This window comes from Thauera sp. K11 (assembly GCF_002354895.1).
GTDB classification, from domain to species: domain Bacteria; phylum Pseudomonadota; class Gammaproteobacteria; order Burkholderiales; family Rhodocyclaceae; genus Thauera; species Thauera sinica.
The window spans coordinates 87,591-101,718 of sequence record NZ_CP023439.1 but is presented as its reverse complement, the minus strand read 5'-3'; the positions used below and the strand labels follow the sequence as shown (position 1 = coordinate 101,718).

The window sequence follows — 14,128 nt, the reverse complement described above, 5'->3', positions numbered from 1 at the left end:
GCTGCAACAAGGCGTCGTCGATGGCCGCCCCGCCCGTTCGACCCGGCCCCGTCCACGCCGGCGGCGCCGGGACCGACAGCGCGATGGGCGAACCCTTCGGCGGCTTCCTGCCGCGCTTCTACGCGGCCTACCGCGCAAGAGCGCAATCGACGACGGCTGTCCGCAGCAGGCGATGACGCTCATGCGCGCGGCACTGGCCGGCGTGGCGCAAGACCGGGCAGGACTCCGCCGCTGCCGGGCGGAATGGCTCCCGCGCCGGCCTGCCCGAAATCGGGCAGCGGCGGCGACCGTAGGCCAGGCAAGGGCGCGGCCCGCTTATCCACAGCCCGCCCACAGGGCTGTCCCCACCGCCTGGGGAAAATCGCGGTGCGGTGCAGCACGGCCTAGCGCGGTACGGCGGCGCGGCGCAGTCAGCGGGCCGCCGCGAGGCCGGCAGCGAGTTCGCGCGTCAGCACGGCGGCCGGCACTTCGCGGCAGCCGCTCGTGTTCTGCCCCGCCCACAGGGGCGAGAAGTCGCCGCTGCCCAGCGACTCGCCCCTGGCGCGCAGCGGGGCGACGGCCGCGGCAGCCAGCGGGAACGCGGGCACGGCGGCATCGAGCGGCCCCAGTTCGCGCATGATGCGATTGACGATGCCGCGCGCGGGCCGTCCGGTGAACAGGTTGGTGAGCGCGGTGACACGCGCCGCGCCGCTCTTCAGCGCGGCGCGGTGCACCGCGCCGGTGGTCGCTTCCGGGCACAGCAGGTAGGCGGTGCCGACCTGCACGCCGGCCGCGCCCAGTGCCATCGCCGCCGCGACACCCCGCGCATCGGCGATGCCGCCGGCGGCGATGACGGGGATCTTCACCGCCCGCACGATCTGCGGCAGCAGTGCGAAGGTGCCGGCCTGGGCGGCGAGGTCGTCGGACAGGAAGTGGCCGCGGTGGCCGCCGGCCTCCAGCCCCTGCGCGATGACGGCATCGGCGCCGTGCGCCTCGAGCCAGCACGCCTCGTCCACCGTGGTGGCCGACGACAGGATGCGGGCGCCCCAGCCGCGCACCCGCGCCAGCAGGTCGGACGCCGGCAGGCCGAAGTGGAAGCTCACCACGTCCGGCCGGAACGCCTCCAGCACCTCGGCCGCCCCGGCGCCGAATGGCAGGCGCGCGGGGCCGGGGGGAATCGCGCCGGCGTCGATCTGCAGTTCGGCGTAGTACGGCGCCAGCGCCGCCCGCCAGCCTGCCTCGCGCGCCGCATCGGGTTCGGGCGGGGTGTGGCAAAAGAAGTTCACGTTGAACGGCTTCGACGTCTGCGCGCGGATGGCGGCCAGTTCCCGGCGCATGGCGTCGGCGTCCAGCATGGCGCAGGGCAGCGAGCCCAGTCCGCCGGCTTCGCACACCGCCACCGCGAGCGCGCTGCCCTGCACGCCGGCCATGGGCGCCTGGATGATAGGGAGTTCGATGCCGAGGAGTTGCTGGAGGGTCATGGCCGGGATCTCGTTCGGGGGTTGCGGGCGGTAGCTCAGCGTTGCCTCAGCCGTCGCCGCCGGGCAGCCATTGCGGATTCCACGCCACCTCCCAGATGTGGCCGTCCGGGTCCTGGAAGTAGCCGGCATGGCCACCCCAGAAGGTCGCCCCGGCGGGCTTGACGATCCTGGCCCCGGCCGCTTCCGCCTGGGTCATGACGGCATCGACTTCGGCGCGCGACGCGACATTGTGCCCCAGCGTGAACGCCGCCGGCGGCACGCCCGGCGCGAGGCCGGTGTCGTGGGCGATGCTGCTGCGCGGCCACAGGGCCAGCTTCAGCCCCGCCTGCAGGTCGAAGAAGGCCACCGCGCCATGTTCGAACTCCTGGCCGACGATCCCTTCGGTCGCCAGGCCCAGGCCGTCGCGGTAGAAGGCCAGCGCCCGCTCGAGATCGTCGACGCCGAGGGTGATGAGGGTGATGCGTGGCTCCATGGGTTTCCTCCTTCCGGAATGGTCGGTTCCGGCGTACGGGCCACCGCACCGCACATTGCAGCAAAATCGGGCAGCGTCCGGCACCCCGTGCCGGCCAAGGCGGCCACCCGCTTATCCACAGGGCCGCACACAGGGCTGTCCCCACCGGCTGGGGACAAAGCGCAGCGGCGGCCCGCCCATCGTAGCGCACCGGATTACCGTTCCGGCGGCGCGGGGCAATGCGCCGCGAAACCTTGCTCCATCTTCCCCGACTGAGGGAAGCGCCCTTCGGACGGCCGGGCGGAGCGCTCAGGCATCTCCCCGCGGCGCGGGCTCCGCGGACACCGGCCACAGCCCCTGCCCGGTCGCGTCGCGCCAGGTCAGGTAGGCGCGCAGGTCGAATTCGTACTGGTGGTAGTGCGGCTCCATGTGCAGGCAGAGCTGGTAGAACGCCTTGTCGTGGTCGCGCTCGCGCAGGTGGGCGAGTTCGTGTACGACGATCATGCGCAGGAATTCGGGCGGCACGTCGCGGAACACGGATGCGATGCGAATCTCGCGCTTGGCCTGCAGCTTCGCCCCTTGCACGCGCGAGATGGCGGTGTGCGTGCCGAGCGCGTTGCGGATGACGTGGATGCGGCTGTCGAAGCAGACCTTGCCGAGCGGCGGGGCGTTGCGCAGATGGGCGGCCTTGAGTTCCTGCGCGTAGCCGTACAGCGCGGCGTCGCTGCGCACCGCGTGCGGCCGCGGGTAGCGCCGGCGCAGGAGGTCGGCGAGGCGGCCCTGTTCGATGAGGTCCTGCACCTGCTGCCGCAGCGCGGGCGGATAGCCGGCGAGGTAGTCGGGGGGCGGGGTCGGACGCATGGCGGATAGCGGCGCCGGACGGGCGTGGAAGTCGCGAAAACCGCATTATCCCCCACCCGGGTGGCGGCGGACCCGGCTGCGCGGCCGCGGCCGGCCGCCGTTCAGCCGGCGACCACCTCGTGGCGCTGCCGGCCGAGGCCATCGATCGATGCCTCGACGCGATCCCCCGCACGCAGGTAGCGCGGCGGCACGAGGCCCAGGCCGACGCCCGCCGGCGTGCCGGTGAAGATGAGGTCGCCCGGTAGCAGGCTCATGAAGCCGCTGACGTAGCTGACCAGCCGCGCGACGCCGAACGCCATGTCGCCGGTGTCGCCGTGCTGCATGCGCGCTCCGTTCACCGACAGCGACATGGGCAGCCCCCGCGGCGCGGGCAGTTCGTCGGCGGTGAGTATCCACGGCCCGATGGGCGCGAAGCTGTCGAAGCTCTTGCCCTTGGTCCATTGCCCGCCGCGTTCCAGTTGCCAGTAGCGTTCCGAGATGTCGAGGCCGATGCAGTAACCCGCCACGTGCCCCGGCGCATCGGCCTCGGATACGCGCCGCGCCACCGTACCGATGACCACCGCCAGTTCGACCTCCCAGTCGGTCTTCTGCGATCCGGGCGGCAGGACGACGGGGTCGTCGGGGCCGGTGATGGCGGAGGCGGCCTTGAGGAACACGGTGGGTTCGGCGGGCAGGTCCACGCCGGCCTCGCGGGCATGGTCGGCGTAGTTGAGGCCGATGCCGACGATCTTGCCGACGCCCGCCAGCGGCGGACCGAGCCGCGTCGCGGACGCGACCGCCGGCAATGTGGCGGGATCGAGCGCCCGCAGCCGGGCGAGGCTCGCCGGCGCGAGCGCGGCGCCGTCCAGTTCGGGCAGGAGGGCCGAGAGGTCGCGCACCACGCCGCCGGCATCGACCAGCCCCGGCCGCTCCCGTCCGGCCTCGCCGAAGCGCACGAGCTTCATGGGCGCTCCTCCACGGGGCGGGCGGTCTCATTCATGGCCGATCCACCGTGCGAGCGGCCCGGCGATGCCGGAGCAGGGCTTGGCGGCGGGGCGCGCATAGGTGCCCTTCTCCGCCTTGCGCGGGTTCAGCGCGACCAGCGTTTCCGCCTGCTTGACGGCGGCCTCGACGCAATCGACCACCGGCACCGGGATGCGCTCGCGCACCCGCCGCGCCAGGCCGGCCAGCGGCGCACCGGCGAGGACCACGACGTCGGCGCCGTCCTCGTCGATGGCCTGGTTGGCCAGTTCCACCAGCAGCGCCTCCTTTTCTTCCTGCACGTCGGAGATCGAGCGGAAGCTGCCGCCCAGCGCGCGCACGCCGGCGCAGCGTTCGCGCAGGCCGTGCCAGGCGACGCATTCGTGGTACCAGGGCTCGAGCGACTGCGAGAAGGTGACGATGGCAAAGCGCTTGCCGAGCATGCAGGCGGTCAGCATGCCGGCCTCGGCGAGCCCGATCACCGGGATCGGGAACAGCTCGCGCGCGCCGCCCAGGCCGGGGTCGCCGAAGGCGGCGATGATCGCCGCATCGGCGCCGGCGTGCATCTCGGCGAGCATCTCGAGCGCCACCGCGCCGCCGATCACCGCCTCCGCACGGGTGGCGATGTAAGGCACGCCGCGCGGCGCGGTCGCCGCGACCAGTTCGGTGCGCTCGCCGGCGACACCCCTCGCCGCGCCGGCGATGCGGTCGGTGACGCTTTGCGAGGTGTTGGGGTTCAGCAGCAGGATCTTCATGGTCTCGCTCCTCTCATCGCTCATTCGACTTCCTGGAACAGGCGGCCCCAGCCTTCGACCTGCCGCGTATCCACGCCAGCCATGCGCAGCTGCTTCCAGACCACGGTGGAGACGGTGTCGTAGAACGGGATGCCGGTTTCGCGTTCGAGCCCGGCCGCCAGTTGCGCTGCGCGCAGGTTGGTGCAGAAGGTGGTGATGGCCTCCGGCCGCGATGCCGCGAGTTCGCGCACCATCGCACGCAGCGTGTCCTCGTCCACCTTGGCGAAGTCGAAGTTCACCGAAATGCCCAGATGCCGCTCGGCGACGATCTGCACGCCCGCCGCGGCGTAGTTGGCGACGATGCGCGCCTGCACGTCGGGTACGTAGGGCGTGGCCAGGCCGAGCGCGCGGGTGCCAGTCTTGGCGAGGATTTCGTTGAGCGCCAGCACCGAGGTGGTCGCGGGGATGCCGGTGGCCTCGGTGATGCGGCGGCACAGTTGCACGTCGCGCTCGAAGCCGAGCCAGCCGGACGAGGTGCCGCTCCAGCCGATCGAATCGACGCGGGCGTCGGCGAGCAGCCTGGCGGCCTCGAGGATCTTGCTGTCGTCGAACTGGCCGAGGGCCTGGCCCTTCAGCGAGATCTCGGTGACGGTGAAGCGCGAGAAATGCGCCGACACGCCGGGCACGCCGCTGACGATGGCGCTGGTGAGCGGCTCGAGGGAGGTATTGGAGGAAGGCGTCAGTACGCCCAGTCGGATGCGTTTGTCCATGGGGTGGACCTCTGGAGTCGGTTTGCGGCCGGAAATGATGGGTGCCGCGGCGGCTGGCGCCGCGGGGCCCCCTTGGCGAGGATCAGACCGGCAGCTTCCGGTCGTAGTCGATCAGCATCGTGGAGCAGACGAAAAGGCCGGCGCCGGCGGCGGCGAAGAGCATCAGCGCCATGTAGTACGAGCCGGTCGCCTGCACGATCAGGCCGACGAGGATGGGCACGCCGATGCCCGCGCAGTTGCCGCCCAGGTTCATCACCCCGCCGAGGAAGCCCACCCGCGCACGCGTGCCGAGGATGGACGGCACGCACCAGAACAGGCCGCACCAGCGCAGGAAGAAGAGCGTCACCGACAGCATCACCACGACCATCACCGGGTCGGTGATCTTGGCGACGCTGTAGATCGACACGGTGGCGATGACCGAGGCGATGCCGAACAGCGTGCGCAGCACCTTGCCCTGCGAGGCGCCCGTCGCCTTCCACTTGTCGGCGAGCCAGCCGCCGAACAGTTCGCCGACGAAGCCCGAGAAGAACATGATGAACACCGCGCCGCCCATCTGCTTGATGTCGAAGCCGTGCTGCTTGGACAGGTAGTTGGGCATCCAGGTCAGCAGGCCGTAGAACAGCGCGTTGAAGCACATCCAGCCGAAGAACATGCCCCACACCGAGCGGTAGCGGAAGAAATCCATCACGCGGCCGCTGGTCACCGCTGGCGAGGCGGCCAGTTCCTGCGCGTGCGAAGCCTCGATGTAGCCGGCTTCGGCATCGTTGACGCCGGGATGCTCGCGCGGATGGTTGCGGATGTAGGACCATGCCCAGAAGCCGGCGATGACGGTGCCGACGCCGGCGATGACGAAGGCGGCGCGCCACGACCCCATCAGCGCGATCAGGGCCGAGATCAGCATCGCGCCCAGCGCCGCCCCCAGCGGCGCACCGCCGTCGAGCAGGGTGGCGCCGCGGCCGCGCTCGTTCTGCGTCATCCAGATCGCGTTGAGCTTGCCGCCGGCGGGGTAGATCGGCGCTTCCGCCGCCCCCAGGCCCAGGCGGGTGACCAGCAGGCTCACCCAGCCGGTGCACGCCGCGGCGATGGCCTGGAAGAAGCCCCAGCCGATCGTCGCGCCGGCGATGACGTGGCGCGGCCCGAAGCGGTCGGCCAGCATGCCGCCGGGAATCTGCATGAAGGCATAGGTCCAGAAGAAGGAACTCAGCAGCAGGCCCTGGGCGGCGGGCCCGATGTCGAATTCGGCGGCGATCATCGGCATCGCGACCGACAGCGAGGCGCGATCGATGTAGTTGATCGAGATGAGGAACAGCATCATCAGGAAGATCCGCCAGCGGACCTTCGTCTGCGCCTCCGGCACTGCCGCCGCCCGATCGAGGGCGATTTCAGCTTTCATGTCTTGTCTCCTTTCCACGGCTTGGTCGAGTCCTGCGGGCGGGCCTGCGGCACCGCGCCGGGTCTGCGCCCGCTCAGGACGGCTTGTTGCTGGCGTCGGGCGCTGCGGTTCCGGATCGCGGCCGCGCGCCTTTCTTCTTTACCGCCGACGACCGGCATCCGGACCTGCAACCGGGTAGATCGCAGGACGAAGCCTTCCCGGCATCGTCGTGCGACAGACTATAGTTTTGACGCCGACACTCCGTCAACAAATTGTCGACAAAAAATATTATATTTAGCCAACAACACCTTCGACCCGACAGCACGAGCATGACCACACTGCAACCCACCCGGCGCCGCGCGGACGACAGCGCCCCGCCTGCGCAGGACGGCAAGGTACTGCGGCTTGCCGCCGGGCGCCGGACGCGCGCCACGGCTGGCGCCGACGCGGAGGCGATCTATCGCCGCATCCTCAACGCCATCATCGAGCACCGCCTCGCACCCGGCCGCAAGCTGGTCGAGGAGCGCCTCGCCGCGGTGTTCGGCGCCAGCCGGGCGATGATCCGCCAGGTGCTGACGCGGCTTTCCCACGAAATGGTAGTGACGCTGGTGCCCAACCGCGGCGCCTTCGTCGCCGAGCCCACCGTCGGCGAGGCGCGCGAGGTGTTCGAGGCGCGGCGCCTGATCGAGCCGGCGCTGGCGCGCAAGCTGGCGCAGTCGGTCACGCCCGCCCAGTTGTCGCGCCTGCGCGGGCTGGTGGCGGAAGAGGAACGGGCGCGCGCGATGCGCGACCGGCAGACGGTCGTCAAGCTGTCGGGCGAGTTCCATCTCGAGATCGCGGAGATGGCCGGCAATGCGATCCTGGCGCGGCAGATGCGCGAACTGACGCTGCTCACCTGCCTCATCATCATCCTGTACGACTCGCCTGCCGGCCGGGCCTGCCCGGACGACGAGCATCGCCGGCTGCTGGAAGCCTTCGCCCGGCACGACGAGGAATGCGCGGCGGCCCTGATGCTGCATCACCTGGACCACGTCGAACAGTCGCTCGACATCAGCCTCGCCGCACAGGACGACGACGATCTGGAGCGGATCTTTTCCTGAGCCGCAGACCGTTCAGCCGGCCAGCGCAGCCTCGAGGTCGAGTTCCTGCGCCGCGCCGCGGCTGAGGTCGAGGCAGGCTTCGACGTGGTCGAGATGCTCGGTCATGAGGCGGATCGCCGTCGCCTCGTCGCCGTCCGCCAGCGCCTGCGTGATCTCGGCATGCTCCTGGTCGCGGCAGGCGGGCACCGACGGCGCATCGTAGAGGAAGATGATGAGGCAGGTCAGCGAGGCCAGTTCGTGCATCAGCCTGGCCGCCAGCGTACTGCCCGAAAGCTCGGCGAGCAGGACGTGGTATTCGCCCGACAGGCGGATGATGGCGCGGCGGTCGCGCGCCGCGCGCGCGGCTTCCTCCGCCGCGACGTGCTCGCGCAGGCGGGCGAGCAGGGCCGGATCGCGGCGCGCGACGATGCGGCGCACGACCAGGGCCTCCAGCGGCCGGCGCACCTCGAACACCTCGCGCGCCTCGTCGACGGTGGGCTCGGCGACGAAGGCGCCGCGGTTGGGCTGCAGCACGACGATGCGCTCCAGCGCCAGGCGCGCCAGCACCTGGCGCACCCGCGCCCTGCTGGCGCCGAAGATCCTGGCCAGCTTGTCCTCGCCGAGCTTGGTGCCGGGCGGCAGCCGGTGCTCCATGATCGAGGTCACGATGCGGTCGTAGATCTCCTGGTCGGAGACGGCCGCCGCGGTCCCGTCCGGTTGCTGCGGGGCGGCCGGAGCATCGTGCCCGCGCCGCCCGGCGGCCTTCTTTTCCATCCTCGTCGTCCTGCAGTGGGAAGCCCGCAACGGGCAGACAGGCGAAATTCTACTTTTGCGGCCGAAGCGGCGGCAACACATGCCATTCCTTGTCGGCAGCCATGGCAATCCCCGGCGGCACCGGAGCCCGTTTCCACCGGCAGCCGGTTCGGCGCCTCCATGGAGGCGAGCGACGGATGCCTGAGGATCGGCACGCTTGTATGTCGGAACCGTGGCCTATATATTGTCGACAATTTTAAAATTAAAAATCGACAATCATTCGCCCCCGGCCACCAGCCCATGCGCTGGAGCGGCGGGCGCCAACGGACGCAAGGAGACGACCATGGACAACTTCGACCTCGTGGTGCGCAACGCCCACGTCGTGACGGCCGCCGACGAATTCGACTGCGACATCGGCGTGCGCGGCGGCGTGATCGCCGCGCTGGGCCGGGGCCTGCCCGCCGGGCGGCAGGAGATCGACGCCGGCGGCCGCTACGTGATGCCGGGCGGCATCGACGGCCACTGCCACCTCGACCAGCCGATGAGCGACGGCACGAAGATGGCGGACGACTTCTACAGCGGCACGCTGTCGGCGGCCTGCGGCGGCACCACCACGGTGCTGCCCTTCGCCTGCCAGTTCAAGGGCCAGTCGCTGCGCGCGGCGGTGGACGACTACCACGCGCGCGCCGCGGGCAAGGCGGTGATCGACTACGCCTTCCACCTCATCGTCAGCGACCCGACGCCCGACGTGCTGCGGCGCGAATTGCCCGCCCTGATCGCCGAGGGCTACACCTCGTTCAAGATCTACATGACCTACGACGACCTCAAGCTCGACGACCGCCAGATCCTCGAAACGCTGGCCGTCGCCCGGCGCGAGGGCGCGATGGTGATGATCCACGCCGAGAACACCGACTGCATCGCCTGGCTCACCGAGCAGTTGCTCGCCGCCGGCCACACCGCCCCGCGCTTCCATGCCGCCTCGCGGCCGATGCTGGTCGAACGCGAGGCGACGCACCGCGCGATCGCGCTGTCCGAACTGGTCGATGTCCCCATCCTCATCGTGCATGTGTCCGGCCGCGAGGCGGTGGAGCAGATCCGCTGGGCGCAGGGCCGCGGCCTGCAGGTGTATGGCGAGACCTGCCCGCAGTACCTGTTCCTGACCGGCGAGCACCTGGAAGGCGAGCACGGCGCGAAATGCGTGTGCAGCCCGCCACCGCGCGACAAGGCGAACCAGAAGGTGGTGTGGGACGGCCTGGAGAACGGCGTGTTCCAGGTCTTTTCGTCCGACCACGCGCCGTTTCGCTTCGACGATCCGCAGGGCAAGAAGGCCGGCGGCGAGCATGCCTCCTTCGACCACATCCCGAACGGTATCCCCGGCCTGGAAACGCGTATGGCGCTGCTGTTCTCGGAAGGCGTGCTGACCGGGCGCATCGACCCGCAGACCTTCGTCGCGCTGACCTCGACCAACGCGGCGCGGCTGTACGGGCTGTATCCGCGCAAGGGCAGCATCGCGGTGGGCGCCGACGCCGACATCGTGATCTGGGACAGCAACCTCGACCTCACCGTGCGCAACGACCGCTTGCACCACAACGTCGACTACACCCCCTACGAGGGCATGAAGCTGCGCGCCTGGCCGCGGGTGACGATCTCGCGCGGCGAGGTGGTGTGGAACGGCCCGCGCCCGGCGCCGGCGGCCATCGCCGGCCGCGGGCGCTTCCTGGAATGCGCCAAGCCGCTGCCGGCACGCCCCAGGAGCGAGCGCACCGGGCCCGGCCGCGGATGCTGAACGGCAGCGGCCGCCGCCGGACAGGCCACGGCGGCGGCGCACTGCCGGCACTTCCGCGGCCGCGGCGGAAACGGGCATGGGCTGGCGCCGCGCGCCCTTGCTGCGATAATCGGAGCCTCCCCGACACCGCATCGCCGCTCCCGCCAGCCATGACCGTTCGCAGCATCCTCCGCATGGGCGACCCGCGCCTGCTGCAGCCCGCCGCGCCCGTCGCCGCCTTCGGCACGCCCGAACTCGCCGAACTCATCGCCGACATGTTCGACACCATGGCCGCGGCCGGCGGCGTGGGGCTGGCGGCGCCGCAGATCGGCGTCGGCCTGCAGGTGGTGATCTTCGGCTTCGAGCGCAGCGAGCGCTATCCGGATGCGCCGGCGGTGCCGCGCACCATCCTGCTGAACCCGCTGATCACGCCGCTCGACGACGAACTCGAGGACGGCTGGGAGGGCTGCCTGTCGGTGCCCGGCCTGCGCGGCCTGGTGCCGCGCCACCGCCGCATCCGCTACCAGGGCCGCGGCCCCGGTGGCGAGCCGATCGACCGTATCGCCGAAGACTTCCATGCGCGCGTGGTGCAGCATGAATGCGACCACCTGATCGGCATGCTGTACCCGATGCGGGTGCGCGACTTCCGCCGCTTCGGCTTCACCGACGTGCTGTTTCCCGAACTGGCCGGCGCCGCGGACGACTGATCCGCCGCCCCTCCTCCCGCAAGGACGACGCCCCATGACCGCAGCCGCCAAACCCCTCGCCGGCCTGAAGGTGATCGAACTCGGCACGCTGATCGCCGGCCCCTTCGCCACCCGCATCATGGCCGAGTTCGGCGCCGAGGTGATCAAGATCGAATCGCCCGACGGCGGCGACCCGCTGCGCAAGTGGCGCAAGGTCTACGAGGGCACGTCGCTGTGGTGGTACGTGCAGGCGCGCAACAAGAAGTCGGTGACGCTGAACCTGAAGCACCCCGAGGGCCTGGCGATGATGCGCCGCCTGGTGGCCGACGCCGACATCGTGGTCGAGAACTTCCGCCCCGGCGTGATGGAAAAGCTGGGCCTGGGCTGGGACGCGCTGTCGGCGCTGAACCCCGGACTGGTGATGCTGCGCCTGTCGGGCTTCGGCCAGACCGGGCCGATGGCGGCGCAGCCCGGCTTCGGCGCCATCGGCGAATCCATGGGCGGGCTGCGCTACGTCACCGGCTTTTCCGACCGGCCGCCGGTGAAGACGGGCATTTCGATCGGCGATTCGATCGCCGCGCTGTGGGGCGTGATCGGCACCCTGATGGCGCTGCGCCACCGGGAGATCAACGGCGGCAGGGGCCAGGTGGTGGACGTCGCGCTGTACGAAGCGGTGTTCGCGATGATGGAATCGCTGGTGCCGGAGTTCGACGTGTTCGGCTTCGTGCGCGAGCGCACCGGCAACATCATGCCGGGCATCACACCGTCGAACACCCACACCACGAAGGACGGCAGGCACGTGGCGATCGGCGCCAACGGCGACGCCATCTTCAAGCGCCTGATGCACGCCATGGGCCGCGCCGACCTCGCCGACGATCCGTCCCTGGCCGACAACGCCGGCCGCGACGCGCGGCGCGACGAACTGTACGCGGCGATCGACGCCTGGGTGGCGGCGCACGACGAGGCCGCGGTGCTGGCCGCGCTGGCGGCGGCCGAGGTGCCGGCCTCGCGCATCTACTCGGTGGCCGACATGTTCGCCGACCCGCAATTCCTCGCGCGCGGCATGCTGGAGACGGTGAAACTGCCCGACGGCCGCGACTGCCGCGTGCCCGGCATCGTGCCCAGGCTGTCGGACACGCCCGGCAGCACCGAATGGATCGGCCCGGCGCTGGGCGAGCACAACGACGCGGTGCTCGGCGGCCTGGGCTACACGCCGGAGCAGATCGCCGCGCTGCGCGCCGCCGGCGCGCTCTGAAGCGCACGGGTTTCGGCCGTGCCCGGGCCCATGTTCAGGCCGTGCCGGCCACGGCCTCCGCCTCCCTGTCCTCTTCGTTCCCGTCCTCGCCCAGCAGCGCCGCCACCAGCCGCCGCATGTCGGGCCTGAAGTCGGGATCGGGGCGCACCGGCAGCGCGGTGAGGAAGCTCAGCGGCCGCAGCGGGGGCGGCAGGTCGTTTTCGCCGGGCATCGCGGTGCCCTGTACCAGCACCGGGATCACGCGCAGACGGCGGGCGAGCGCGGTCTCGATCTCGATCCGCACCATGTCGCCCTCGTCGTCCAGGCGACGCCGGCCGTCACGGCCGGCGAGCGTCAGCCAGCGCGTGCCGATCACCACCAGCACCGCGTCGGCGTGTTCGAGCGCGCGGCCGATCACGACGCGGTAGTCCTCGCCCGCGGCCTGGCGGTCGACGTCGAGAAAGAGATTCTCGCCCTCGAAATCCCCGCGCAGATGGTCGTGGATGCGGCCCACCGTCTCGCGGCTGTCGTCGCGCCGGTACGAGATGAAGATGCGCAGGTCGGACTTCGGCTCGTCGCGCACCGCCGCCGGCCAGCGCACCAGGCGGTGCGTGGCGAACGCGGCGTAGCCGAGCAGCACCAGCGTCCAGGCGCCGAACGCGGCCGAGGATTCGGGCACCACGGCCGCCAGGAGGCCGAACAGCACGGCGGCGGCGAAGGCCGCGGCGACGACAGCGAAGCCCATCCGCCGCGCGCGCGGCTTGCGCAGGCTGATCATCACCCCGAAGGCGAAGGCCAAGGCGCCGACCAGCATGCCCGCCGCGACGACGATGCCCTGCCCCGCGCCCACCGCATGGGGCAGCCGCATCAACGCCACGGCCGTGGCCAGCAGGCTGGCGACCGCGAACAGGATGGACACCTGCGCCAGCCTGCGCAGCGCCGCGGCACCGGTGGGGGCGAGATCCGTGCTCATGTCAGCGCGCGGCGAGCGCCTGCCACAGGCCGGCCCGCTCGAGATGCGTCCTGCCGGGCGAATCGCTCGGCAGCCTGACGCTCGCCTCCGCCCGGTCGGCCCGCCGCTCGAACTCGTAGATCAGCGCGGAGGTGTAGTGGCGCTCGGAATACGGCAGTGCGCCGATCTCCGCCGGCAGGCGCAGGACGCCGCCGGACACCCAGCGGCGCGCTTCCTCCGAGGTCGGCGCCTGCTCGCGGGCGGCGAAATCCTGGTCGGTCACCGCGAACGCGATCACGCGGTAGAAGCCCGGCGGGGCGTTGAACAGCGCGCGGATGATGTCGATGAGCCCCTCGCGCAGCGGCGGCGCATCCACCGTCCAGCGCTGCGGCGGCGCGAAGGGCGTGGCGTCGGCGCGGATGTGCTCGACGCGCGACACCAGCGCGAACCCGCCCGGGATGCGGTAGTAGCTGCGCTCCACGTAGCCCGCGGCGTCGAACGCCTGCTCGATGCGGGCAGCCGCGGAGCCCAGCGTCGCGCCGGCGGCGGGCGCCACCCATTCGCGGGCGATGGTCGAGAACGCGGAATAGCGCGGTGGCGGCCAGGGAAAAGACGGAATCGCCGCCGCCGGCGGATGGCCGTTCGCGGCCGCCGGCGGCCTCGCCGCAGCCGGGGGCGGGGGCGGTGGGGGTGAGGGCGACTCGGGCTCTGGCGCCATGGCCGGCGGCTCGGGCAGCGCCGCCGCAGGCGGTTTCGGCCCCACCGTCGCGGGCGGCTCCGCGGGAGCCGGTGCTGGGGCGGGTGCGACGGCCGGCGGCTCCGGTGCCGCCGGTTCGGCCGGAGCAGGCTCCGCCGGTGCTGGTGCAGGCGGGGCGTATGCCGCCTCCTCCTGCTTGCTGCAGCCGCCCAGCAGCGCGATGCTCATGGACACGAACGCGAACACGAGCAGGCGGCGAGCCGCCCCCGCGGCGGACGCCCGCCTCGCGTGCCGCGATTCCTGCGTGGCATGGATGCACATGACACCTCCCTGGGTAAGGCCGGCGGGTACCGG

15 protein-coding genes are annotated in these 14,128 nt (G+C 71.5%); 5 read left to right on the top strand and 10 right to left on the bottom strand.

All coding sequences use genetic code 11. From position 1 onward, the window contains the following. Positions 1-20: 20 nt before the first annotated feature. Positions 21-176, top strand: a complete 156-nt coding sequence (locus tag CCZ27_RS23205) for a hypothetical protein (RefSeq protein WP_157748392.1) — start codon at positions 21-23, stop codon at positions 174-176. Positions 177-410: 234 nt separating this feature from the next. On the opposite strand, the gene CCZ27_RS00505 is transcribed toward CCZ27_RS23205, so the two are convergent. From CCZ27_RS00505 to CCZ27_RS00475, 7 genes are all read right to left on the bottom strand, one after another. Continuing rightward, the gene (locus CCZ27_RS00505) at positions 411-1,460 is read right to left on the bottom strand and encodes an NAD(P)H-dependent flavin oxidoreductase (protein WP_096444879.1); all 1,050 of its coding nucleotides are present in this window, start codon (positions 1,458-1,460) and stop codon (positions 411-413) included. A gap of 46 nt (positions 1,461-1,506) precedes the next feature. Next, positions 1,507-1,932, bottom strand: coding sequence for a VOC family protein (locus CCZ27_RS00500; RefSeq protein WP_096444878.1), 426 nt, complete (start codon positions 1,930-1,932; stop codon positions 1,507-1,509). A 288-nt stretch (positions 1,933-2,220) separates the two neighbouring features. Continuing rightward, entirely contained in the window at positions 2,221-2,772 is a 552-nt protein-coding gene (locus tag CCZ27_RS00495; protein WP_096444877.1) for a YgjP-like metallopeptidase domain-containing protein, read from the bottom strand. Positions 2,773-2,873: 101 nt separating this feature from the next. Continuing rightward, positions 2,874-3,716 carry a fumarylacetoacetate hydrolase family protein gene (locus tag CCZ27_RS00490; protein ID WP_096444876.1) on the bottom strand — a complete coding sequence of 281 codons (843 nt, stop codon included), beginning with the start codon at positions 3,714-3,716 and terminating at the stop codon, positions 2,874-2,876. A 27-nt stretch (positions 3,717-3,743) separates the two neighbouring features. Then, on the bottom strand, positions 3,744-4,487 hold the full coding sequence (locus CCZ27_RS00485; RefSeq protein WP_096451999.1) for an aspartate/glutamate racemase family protein: 744 nt from the start codon (positions 4,485-4,487) through the stop codon (positions 3,744-3,746). A gap of 20 nt (positions 4,488-4,507) precedes the next feature. Beyond that, positions 4,508-5,236, bottom strand: a complete 729-nt coding sequence (locus CCZ27_RS00480) for a maleate cis-trans isomerase family protein (RefSeq protein WP_096444875.1) — start codon at positions 5,234-5,236, stop codon at positions 4,508-4,510. Positions 5,237-5,318: 82 nt separating this feature from the next. Next, entirely contained in the window at positions 5,319-6,629 is a 1,311-nt protein-coding gene (locus CCZ27_RS00475; RefSeq protein WP_096444874.1) for an MFS transporter, read from the bottom strand. A 308-nt stretch (positions 6,630-6,937) separates the two neighbouring features. Between CCZ27_RS00475 and CCZ27_RS00470 the strand changes: the two genes are divergently transcribed. Beyond that, positions 6,938-7,708, top strand: coding sequence for a GntR family transcriptional regulator (locus tag CCZ27_RS00470; protein WP_096444873.1), 771 nt, complete (start codon positions 6,938-6,940; stop codon positions 7,706-7,708). A 12-nt stretch (positions 7,709-7,720) separates the two neighbouring features. Here the strand turns inward: CCZ27_RS00470 and CCZ27_RS00465 are convergent, their stop codons facing one another. Next, positions 7,721-8,461 (bottom strand): GntR family transcriptional regulator, encoded by a 741-nt coding sequence (locus CCZ27_RS00465; protein ID WP_096444872.1) that lies wholly within the window; start codon positions 8,459-8,461, stop codon positions 7,721-7,723. Between the two features lie 322 nt (positions 8,462-8,783). Between CCZ27_RS00465 and hydA the strand changes: the two genes are divergently transcribed. From hydA to CCZ27_RS00450, 3 genes are all read left to right on the top strand, one after another. Next, positions 8,784-10,226: a dihydropyrimidinase gene (hydA, locus tag CCZ27_RS00460; RefSeq protein WP_096444871.1), complete on the top strand. Its 1,443-nt coding sequence runs from the start codon at positions 8,784-8,786 to the stop codon at positions 10,224-10,226. A gap of 149 nt (positions 10,227-10,375) precedes the next feature. After that, positions 10,376-10,912, top strand: a complete 537-nt coding sequence (gene def / locus CCZ27_RS00455; protein WP_096444870.1) for a peptide deformylase — start codon at positions 10,376-10,378, stop codon at positions 10,910-10,912. 34 nt (positions 10,913-10,946) lie between these two features. Next, a complete protein-coding gene (locus CCZ27_RS00450) occupies positions 10,947-12,146 on the top strand; it encodes a CaiB/BaiF CoA transferase family protein (protein WP_096444869.1) in 1,200 nt (399 codons plus the stop codon). A gap of 34 nt (positions 12,147-12,180) precedes the next feature. On the opposite strand, the gene CCZ27_RS00445 is transcribed toward CCZ27_RS00450, so the two are convergent. Both CCZ27_RS00445 and CCZ27_RS23885 read right to left on the bottom strand, forming a co-directional pair. Further along, the gene (locus CCZ27_RS00445; protein WP_096444868.1) at positions 12,181-13,098 is read right to left on the bottom strand and encodes a toll/interleukin-1 receptor domain-containing protein; all 918 of its coding nucleotides are present in this window, start codon (positions 13,096-13,098) and stop codon (positions 12,181-12,183) included. 1 nt (position 13,099) lies between these two features. Beyond that, positions 13,100-14,095 carry a hypothetical protein gene (locus CCZ27_RS23885; RefSeq protein ID WP_198363233.1) on the bottom strand — a complete coding sequence of 332 codons (996 nt, stop codon included), beginning with the start codon at positions 14,093-14,095 and terminating at the stop codon, positions 13,100-13,102. Positions 14,096-14,128: the final 33 nt, after the last annotated feature.